The sequence below is a fragment of the Leptothrix toolikensis (SeqCode) genome (assembly GCF_057922285.1).
On sequence record NZ_JBYSVC010000089.1, the window covers coordinates 1 to 9,274 of the forward strand.

At 61.6% G+C, this 9,274-nt stretch carries 8 protein-coding genes; 4 read left to right on the forward strand and 4 right to left on the reverse strand.

Translation table 11 applies throughout. The features are described from left to right. The 3 genes from AC3VI7_RS11015 to AC3VI7_RS11025 form a co-directional block, all read right to left on the reverse strand. The coding region (locus AC3VI7_RS11015) for a hypothetical protein (protein ID WP_489671522.1) at positions 1-184 on the reverse strand (184 nt) is incomplete at its 3' end. A gap of 13 nt (positions 185-197) precedes the next feature. Continuing rightward, positions 198-4,883: an EAL domain-containing protein gene (locus tag AC3VI7_RS11020; RefSeq protein ID WP_489667598.1), complete on the reverse strand. Its 4,686-nt coding sequence runs from the start codon at positions 4,881-4,883 to the stop codon at positions 198-200. 54 nt (positions 4,884-4,937) lie between these two features. Beyond that, positions 4,938-5,774 carry a ferritin-like domain-containing protein gene (locus tag AC3VI7_RS11025; protein WP_489667599.1) on the reverse strand — a complete coding sequence of 279 codons (837 nt, stop codon included), beginning with the start codon at positions 5,772-5,774 and terminating at the stop codon, positions 4,938-4,940. 41 nt (positions 5,775-5,815) lie between these two features. Between AC3VI7_RS11025 and AC3VI7_RS11030 the strand changes: the two genes are divergently transcribed. Genes AC3VI7_RS11030 through lspA form a run of 4 tightly spaced genes read left to right on the forward strand, consistent with a single transcriptional unit; the run spans position 5,816 to position 8,887 of the window. Beyond that, positions 5,816-6,346: a gamma carbonic anhydrase family protein gene (locus tag AC3VI7_RS11030; protein ID WP_489667600.1), complete on the forward strand. Its 531-nt coding sequence runs from the start codon at positions 5,816-5,818 to the stop codon at positions 6,344-6,346. 13 nt (positions 6,347-6,359) lie between these two features. Continuing rightward, complete coding sequence (hslO, locus tag AC3VI7_RS11035) at positions 6,360-7,325, forward strand: Hsp33 family molecular chaperone HslO (protein WP_489667601.1); 966 nt, start codon at positions 6,360-6,362, stop codon at positions 7,323-7,325. An 8-nt stretch (positions 7,326-7,333) separates the two neighbouring features. After that, positions 7,334-8,356 carry a Card1-like endonuclease domain-containing protein gene (locus AC3VI7_RS11040; RefSeq protein WP_489667602.1) on the forward strand — a complete coding sequence of 341 codons (1,023 nt, stop codon included), beginning with the start codon at positions 7,334-7,336 and terminating at the stop codon, positions 8,354-8,356. Between the two features lie 18 nt (positions 8,357-8,374). Continuing rightward, positions 8,375-8,887: a signal peptidase II gene (gene lspA, locus AC3VI7_RS11045; RefSeq protein WP_489667603.1), complete on the forward strand. Its 513-nt coding sequence runs from the start codon at positions 8,375-8,377 to the stop codon at positions 8,885-8,887. A 3-nt stretch (positions 8,888-8,890) separates the two neighbouring features. Here lspA and AC3VI7_RS11050 read toward each other — a convergent pair. Next, positions 8,891-9,274: efflux RND transporter permease subunit (locus AC3VI7_RS11050; protein ID WP_489671523.1), on the reverse strand; the 384-nt coding region annotated here is incomplete at its 5' end.

Below are 9,274 nucleotides of genomic sequence, written 5' to 3' on the forward strand. Positions count from 1 at the left end.
GCGTGATCTGATCTTGCTGTGCCTCCTGTCGGGCACAGCCTCCCCCCAAGCCCTTGCAAGACTGGCCCGCTGGCGCAGCGCCCTGTTGGCCGCCGGGGTGAACTTTGCCGTGATTCGCCAGCCCTCGCTGCAAGCGCAAGACGCCGCCATCCAGCGAGCCAGCACCACCGACCAAACCACCCACCCAACCGCTGCTGCTACATGCCGAGCGGCTGCATCAAGCTGGCAGCATGTTTGCGGTCGCTGCGGGGATGGTGATTGTGAACGGCGTCTTTTTCAGGCTTTGCGAGCACAAGGCATGTCGTGTGACGCCGACGCGCTTCGGCCACCCAGTGCTGGAGCGCCTCAGGAGGCAGGGCCGGACAGAACCAGTGCCCTTGCATAAGGTCGCAGCCCGCGCGTCTTAACGCCCGGTATTGGGCCGCGTTTTCCACGCCTTCAGCCAAAGTCACCATCCCCAAGCTATGCGCCATGGTGATGATGGCCCGCACGATGGCCAATTGGCTGTGTTGCTGCGGCAAGCCTTTGACAAAGCTCTGATCAATCTTGAGTTTGTCCACCGTGAAACGGGTCAAGTACGCCAAGGAGGAGTAGCCCGTACCAAAGTCATCAATGGATAAACGCAGCCCCAAGGCCCGCAAGCGCCGCAGGGTCTCGATGGCCACCTCGGGGTGCTCCATCAAGATGCTTTCGGTGATTTCTAGCTCCAGCCACTGCGGCGGCAAACCCGTTTCGAGCAAGATGTCGGCAATCGTTTTGACCAGATCAGACAGGGCGAATTGACGCGCTGACAGGTTCACGGCCACACATAACGGCTCACCAGCATCCAGCCAAAGGCGGGCTTGCTGACAGGCGGCGCGCAAGACCCACTCGCCCAAAGGGATGATCAACCCCGTTTCCTCGGCCAAGGTGATGAAGCGCGAGGGCTCCACCGGGCCGCGCCCCGGGCAATCCCAGCGCAGCAACGCTTCCACACCCACCCAGCCGTCGCGGTGCGTGGGCAAGATGGGCTGATAGTGCAACTTGAACTCGTCGCGCGCCAAGGCACGACGCATCTGCAACTCCAGCTCTAGGCGCTCATGGGCCGAGCGGGTTAACGCCTCGGTGTAGAAGCGGTAGGTGTTGCGGCCCTGGGCCTTGGCTTGATACATGGCCGAGTCGGCGTGCTGGATCAACTCATCGGCGGTACGCCCATCTTCGGGGTACAGACTCACGCCAATGCTGGCGGTGACGTAGAGCACTTGGCCCGAAGAAAGCAAAAAGGGAGACACCAAGGCATCCAGCAAAGCCTGCGCCTGCGCCGCCACTTGGCTTGGCCCGTGGATATCCTCCAGAAGCAGCAAGAACTCATCGCCGCCCAAGCGAGCCAAGGTATCGACCTCACTCAACAGATCTTGGGTTCGCCGGGCAAAACCGGCCAGCAACTCATCACCTGCCGGATGGCCCAAGCTGTCGTTGACGGTCTTGAAGCGATCCAAGTCAATGAACAACACTGCCAAGGCCTGGGTGCTGCTGCTGGGCGTTGAAGCACGCTCCAAAGCGTGTCGCAGACGCGACTGAGCCAACAGCCGATTGGGCAACGCGGTGAGCGGGTCGTAATGGGCCAAGTGTTCGAGTTGTTGCTCTGACTGCTTGATGCGCGTGATGTCGGTACAGACGCCCACATAGTGGCTGGGCTCACCGCGCTCGTCGCGCACCGTGCTGATCGTGACCCATTGCGGATAGAGCTCACCGCTGCGATGTCGGTTCCACATTTCCCCTTGCCAGTACCCATGCGCTTTGACGCTGGTCCAGAGCCGGTTATAAAAATCAGGGTCATGACGCCCCGACTGCAACATGCTCGGGCTCTGACCCAACAAGGCCTGCTCACCGTAACCTGTGATGCGGCAATAGGCTTGATTGACGGCCACGATGTTGGCGTTCAGATCGGTAATCAGCACACCGTCGTGGGTGCTCTCAAACACCGCTGCGGCTTGGCGCAAAGCTTCGCCAGCGCGCACGCGCTGCACGGCCAAGGCAGCGATATCAATGAACTCGGTCAGCAATTCGATTTCAGCTTGGCTCGGCAAACCGGGTTGACTCCGGTAGACCGCAAACGTGCCCTGCACCCGGCCCGTCTCGTCCTTGAACGGGGTGGACCAACACGAGCGCATGCCGAGTCGGTCCGCGTCGGCCCGAAAATCTTGCCAATACGCACTGGTTTGCACATCCTCGACCCACACCGGCTCTCCCAGATAAGCGGCCGTCCCGCATGAGCCCACCCCCATGCCCATGTTGAGCCCGTCGATGATCTGGTTGTACCAAGCCGGCAAGGTGGGCGCGGCGACCGTTTTCATGCGGCCATCGGGAGGCAATAACAAAATGATGGCGATATGCCACTCGGCATGGACCTCTTCAAGCCGATGGGCCACCTCTTCCAAGACCTGCGCCAAAGGGTCGGCACGGACCACCCGGTCCAGCACAGCCAAACGGGTGCGTTGAATCAACTCAGCCAACCGGCGCGTGGTGATGTCGCGGCTCACCCCCACCACCCGAATGATCCAGTTGGCCTCGTTGAACTGCGCCTCCGCCCGGATCTGCACCCAGCGAATTTGCCCGGCAGCCAAGTAGCGGAATTCGACTTCGCGCGGTTGGCGATCTGGCACAGGTTTCCAGTGTTGAATCACCCGCAGGCGATCATCGGGATGGACCACGCGCAGCAAGTCGTCGAAGCTGAAACGCTCATGCGGGGCACGGCCCAAAGCGCGGGCCAGCGGACCTGAATCGGAGAACAAACCCGTATCGGCCTCGCAGACCCAATGCCCCACCTCCGCAATGGACTGGGCATGGCGCAACACCGCCTCGCTGGCACGCAGTTGCTCAACGGCCTGCTGCAACTCAGCATGCACCCGCACCCGCTCCAAAGCTGCGGCCACCCGACCGCCCAAGCTGGTCACATATTCCAGCTCCAAAGCTGAAAGAACGCGCGCACCTTCGGCCAAACGCGTCGCCACCCCCAAGACACCCAAGCACACGTCATGCTGGCACAGGCTCATGCCCAGCAACGTGCCGTAGCCCATCTCCGCCATGCTGGCGGTGCGTGGATCCAAGCGGACATCGGGGATATAGAGCAGCTCGGTGGATTGCACCAGCGTGTCCATGATGGCTTGCACACGCAAGGGCGCTGCGGCCCGCTCTTGGGCTGAGGTGGGTTCGACATCGCCGATGCGGCAAATCCAAGCGTGCTGTAGCGCCAAGATAAGCCGAACCTCTTGCTGCGTCGCTTCAAGAATGTCTTGCAAGGTGAGCGCAGCCTCCAAGGCCTGCGACAAGCGCAGCAAGGAGCGCGCCATGCTCTCGCGCAACGCCAACTCGGCTTCGATGCGCTTGCGCTCAGTGATGTCGGTATGGGTGCCGATGATGCGCAGCGGCTCGCCACGGTCGGTATACGCCACCACCTTGCCAAGTGACTGCACCCAGCGGTAGGAACCATCCTTGCAACGCAAACGATGGTCGCTGCCATACACCTCGGTCTCGCCGCGCAAGTGCCAAGTCACCGCATCGCGCACCCCTTTCAAGTCATCGGGATGCACGCGGGACCACCATTCGTTGGCGTGATGGGTCAATTCATCATCCCGAAAGCCCAGCATGGCCTTCCATTTGGGTGAGAAATACAGCTCATCACTGCCCAATAGCCAATCCCAGACCCCGCGATCCGTGGCTTCAATGGCGAACTTCCAACGCTCCTCAGCCTCACGCAAGGTGGTCGCCACCCGTTGGCGCTCTTCGAGGCTGCGCACCACGCCCACGGTGTGGTCACCCAGTGGACCGGGCACATAACTCAGGCTCACCTCCACCGGCACATGGCGACTGCCTTTGCAACGGTGCGTTGTTTCAAACACCAAGCGACCGACACGGCGGTATTCCTGAAGCCGCGCCGTGAACGAATCGGTGCTGTAGATGTCAGAGATGTCTTGCACCCGCATGTGCAGCAACTCGGCTTGGGTGTAGCCGCTGAGCTTGCAGCACTGCTGATTGACATACACCAAGCGGCCATCGGTGACACGCGAAACAAAGAAAGCCTCGCTGGAATGATCCAAAAAAGCATGCAGCAAATGGAGCTGCTCTTGGCTTTGCAGCCGCTCCACCCAGCGCTCATAGATCAGCCGCACGATGTCTTGGCGGCGGAGGAGCCCCAGCAAGGTGCCCGCCTCATCCATCACCACGACTTGGCTAAAACGCCGAGCACTCATCTGATCACAGGCCTGCACCAACGAATCCGTGGGCCGGACGGTCTCAAGCGGGGCGGTCATGAGCGCCGTCACGGGGGTTTCAGCGCCCAGCCGTGGGAGCCAACGCACCAAGTCACGCTCGGTCAACATCCCCACCGGCCGGCCATCCGTGATCAACACCAAACAAGATACTTGAGCCTCTTGCAATTGCTGCAAGGCCACCATGGCCAGCGCCGGCACTTCAAGCACCAACACCTCGGTGGACATGGCTTGGTCCACATGGCGTAGATGCCACAAGAACTCGGTGCCCAGATGGCGCATGAACCCCTCTTCGGTCACCACGCCCGCCAAGTCGCCCTCGGCATTGATCACCACCAACAGCCGCACACCTGCTGTGACCATGCGGCGATAAGCGCCCCGGTAATCGGCATGCACCGGCTCGACCCACATGGGGCCCATGACCTCACGCACCGAGCTCAACCCCAAGACATGACCGCGCACCAAATCGCGCCCCGTGATGATCCCCACCGGCCGCCGCCCGGTCAAAACCACCACCGCACCGATGGCCAGATCGCAAAGTTGCTGGCGAGCCGCTTCGGCTGAACGCTCAATGTCGATACATGCCACGTCGCGGGTCAGGATGTCCGCCAAGGTCAGGTTAGAAATATGCACGGCAGCCCGTTTTCAGTGTCGTAGTCAGTGGATCACAAGGAATCGGGCGGATTGTCACCGCCGACCCGCCGCCCGATCATGACGCTGGGCTGATGCGGCCAGCAACTTGGACAAGGCTTCGACCGTGAACCCGGCTTCGATGCGGGCCACGTGGTTGATCGGAGCGCGCGGCCACGGTGCGCCGTGATGGGTCAGAAGTGCGTGATAGTGCGCCTCGGGATCGCGGACACCGGCCTGCTCGCAAGCCCAAGCGTACCAACGGTTGCCGATGGCCACATGGCCGATTTCTTCGCGCAAGATCACGTCCAGAATCTCGACCGCCCGCGCATCCCCTGCACGCGCCAACTTGGCTTGGATGGCCGGCGTGGCGTCTAGGCCCCGCGCTTCGAGCGTGCGCGGCACCAAGGCCATGCGGGCCAGCACATCGTCTTGGGTGCGCAGCGCCATCAGCCACAGGCCATCGTGCGCGTCGAAGTCGCCGTAGGCATAGCCCATGGAGGCCAGATGCTCGACCAGCAAGCTGTAGTGGCGCGCTTCCTCTGCGGCCACTTGCAACCAGTCGAAGTAGAACGCCTCGGGTAAGTCATCAAAGCGCCACACCGCGTCCAAGGCCAAGTTGATGGCGTTGAACTCGATGTGCGCAATCGCATGCAGCAACGCCGCCCGGCCTTCGGGGGTGAAGGGTGAGCGCGAGGGCACTTTGGACGGCTCAATGCGTTGCGGTCGATCCGGACGACCGGGCACTTGGGCAACAAGATCCGGCGTCACACCGATGGCCGCCGTCACGAGTGGCAGGTTGTGTCGCTGGGCCCATAAGCCATGCACGGCGGCCAGTTTGGCGGCGGGATCGGTGAGGCACAGGGCCTCTAAGGCAAGTTGTCTCAGCTCCATCCCTACAATTTTGCCTTCTCCGACTTTCAGCAGGTTTCGCGATGGCGCTCTACCAACTCGGCAACCATGCCCCCAACCTGCACCCCAGCGTCTGGGTCGCACCCGACGCTCAACTAATTGGCCAGATTGAGATCGGCATGGATAGCAGTGTGTGGTTTGGCTGCGTGCTGCGCGGTGATACCGACCGGCTGCTGATCGGCGAGCGCAGCAACATCCAAGATCAAAGCGTTCTGCACACCGATGCCGGCATGGCGTTGCGCATCGGCAACGACGTCACCGTGGGACATCGCTGCATGCTGCACGGCTGTGAGATCGGTGACGGCTCACTGATCGGCATCGGGGCCATCCTCTTGAATCGCGCCCGCATCGGCCCCAACTGTGTGGTCGGAGCCGGATCGCTCGTCACCGAAGGCAAAGAGTTCCCCGCTGGGTCGATGATCATGGGCAGCCCGGCCAAGGTGGTTCGCCCCTTGAGTGCCGAAGAAATTGCCCGCTTCAGCCGGGGCGCGGCCCATTACGTGGACAATGCCCGCCGCTTCGCGCGCGAGTTGCATCCGTGGTCATCAACCTGAGCCAAGACACACCATGTCCGAACTGAATAAATTCCTCTTTGAAAATCTGCCCGTGCGCGGTCTGCTGGTTCGCCTCGAAACGCCTTGGCAAGACATCCTGAGTCGCCGCGCCCAGATGGGCGCTTACCCGGTGCCGGTGCGCAATCTGCTGGGTGAAATGACCGCCGCTGCGGCGCTGCTGCAAGCCAACATCCAATTCAACGGCGCGCTGGTGTTGCAGATCCAAGGCGATGGCCCGCTCAAACTCGCGGTGGTCGAAGTGCAACCCGATCTGGCGCTGCGCGCCACGGCCAAGATCGTCGGTGCGGTGCACGAAGAAGACGACCTGACGCAGCTCGTCAACCGTCACGGCCACGGCCGCTGCGCCATCACGCTTGATCCGCGCGACCGCCAGCCCGACCAAGCGCCCTACCAAGGCGTGGTCTCGCTCTCGACCGAGGATGAGCAAGGCGCGCCTTCTCTGTCGGCCGTGCTGGAGCACTACATGCGCCAATCCGAACAGCTCGAAACCCGCTTGGTGCTGGCCGCCAACGAGCACGTCGCCGCCGGGCTGTTGATCCAGCGCCTGCCCATCGAAGGCAGCGCCAACCTCTCCGGCAGCGCCCAGAGCGATCAAGACCGCGCCGCCCAAGCCGACGAGGACTTCAACCGCATCGCCATCTTGGCCTCGACCCTCAAGCCGCTGGAGTTGTTGAGCTTGGACGCCCCGACCCTCCTGCACCGCCTGTTTTGGGAAGAAGACCTGCGCGTTTTCGAGCCCCTGACCCCTCGCTTTGCCTGCACCTGCTCGCGCCAACGCGTGGCCACCATGCTGCGCCAACTCGGCCGCGAAGAAATCGACTCGATCCTCGAAGAGCGCGAAACCGTTGAAGTGGGCTGCGAGTTCTGCGGCCAGAAACAACACTTCGACCGCATCGACGCCCAAGCCCTCTTCACCCCCGGCATCGACCACCCCCCCGGCACCACACGGATTCAGTGAGATTTTTCATGGCCATCCATCGCTGTACCCAATGTGGCTACCTTGCCGAGGTCAATCACGACCAGATCGGTAGCCGCCTGACTTGCCCGAAGTGCAGTGCCGTTGGCACCGCCCACGACACCGTGATGTACGTGGGCAAATTGCTGGAGCGCTATTTCGCCAGCCGCCGCGAGATTGAGGCGCTGCGCGACATGGACAAAGTCACCGCACCCAGCGCATCGCCGGTGATCCAAGCCATGCCCCAGCCGGTCCAACCCGCTGATTTCGACGCCTACAACACCCAAACACTCAGCTCGCCCGAGCAACACGAGGGGCTCAAGCGCTGGTTTGCGACCCGCCGTATCAAAACTGAGTTCGACTTTGAAGCGGTCAACACCACCGGCTTTTTTGACGAAGCCGCTGATTTGCTGGGCGAAGACCTCGCCATGAGTGGCGATTTGCTGAGCCGCCTGCGCTGGGCCTATCGCAAAGACGTGAACTTCCTGAACATCAAGCTCAGCGACATGAGCCAAAAGGATGGTCAGGCCTACAACGCGCTGTGCCAAAAGCTCTACAGCTACTCCTTCTTCGCCAAATACAACTACCAGCGCAACGACAAGCTGATTCGCCTCAACCTGCAACCCGCCCCGACGGTGCGGCGCTTTTTTGAAGGGGGTTGGCTGGAGTGGCGCGCTTTCATGGCGATGCTCAATCTTTGCCAAGAACGCAAGCTGGCGTTCTCATGCGCACGCAACGCCAAGGTGGTGTTTGAAAACGAAGACCTGCACGAACTTGATGTCGTCTTTCTGATCAACGACATCCTGATCTGCATCGAGTGCAAGAGCGGCGAGTTCCGTCATGACATTGAAAAAATGACCCGCTTACGCCGCAAACTGGGGCTGAGCAAACGCCAGTTCATCGTCTGTGCCACCGACATGGATGACACCCAAGCCACCGGCATGACGGCCATGTACGAACTGAGCTTCGTCACCCCGGATCAACTGATCGCATCGCTACAACAGTCCTTCGCGTACAGTCCCGGGCTGGTTTGATCCTCGTTACCTGATCCGATGTCTGCTTCTGCTCGCTCTTCCTCCCCGCTGTTTCGCTGGCTCAGCATCGCTTTGGGCCTGATCGTGCTTGATCAGGTCACCAAGCTGCTGGTGATCAACCATTTCTCGTATGGCGACAGCGTGACGTTGACGGGCTACTTCAATCTGGTGCGGGTGCATAACACCGGGGCGGCGTTCTCGTTTTTGGCCCAGGCCGACGGCTGGCAGCGTTGGTTCTTTATCGGCCTGGGTTTCGCTGCTGCCGGCGTCATCACTTGGATGCTGCGCCAGCACGGCCATCAGCGCCTCTTTGGCTGGGCGCTGACCTTGATCCTGAGCGGCGCGCTGGGCAACGTCATCGACCGGATCTGGCTGGGCTATGTGGTGGACTTTCTCCAGTTCCACTGGAGCTTTCTGACGCCGCTGTTCCACGGCGGCTACTTCCCAGCCTTCAACGTGGCCGACTGCGCCATCAGCTTGGGTGCCGCCAGCCTGATCCTTGATGAACTGCTGCGGGTAAGGAAGAGCTGAGGCTCAGGGCGAACGGAGATCGGGCGTCGTGATCGGCCCCCGGCCGCTCCAGCGGTCAAGGGCCAGATAGATCACCGGGGTGATGTAGAGGGTGACGAACTGCGACAGCAGCAAGCCGCCCACCACCGCCACACCCAAGGGCTGACGCAGTTCAGCGCCAGCACCTAAGCCCAAAGCGATCGGCAAAGCGCCCATCAGCGCGGCCAAGGTGGTCATCATGATCGGGCGCAGGCGCAGCAAGCAGGCTTGGCGGATGGCCTCCGCCGGACTCAAGCCTTGGTTGCGCTGAGCGTGCAAGGCGAAGTCGATCATCATGATGGCGTTCTTTTTGACGATGCCGATCAGCATCAAGATGCCGATGGTGGCGATCAAGGTCAGGTCCATGCC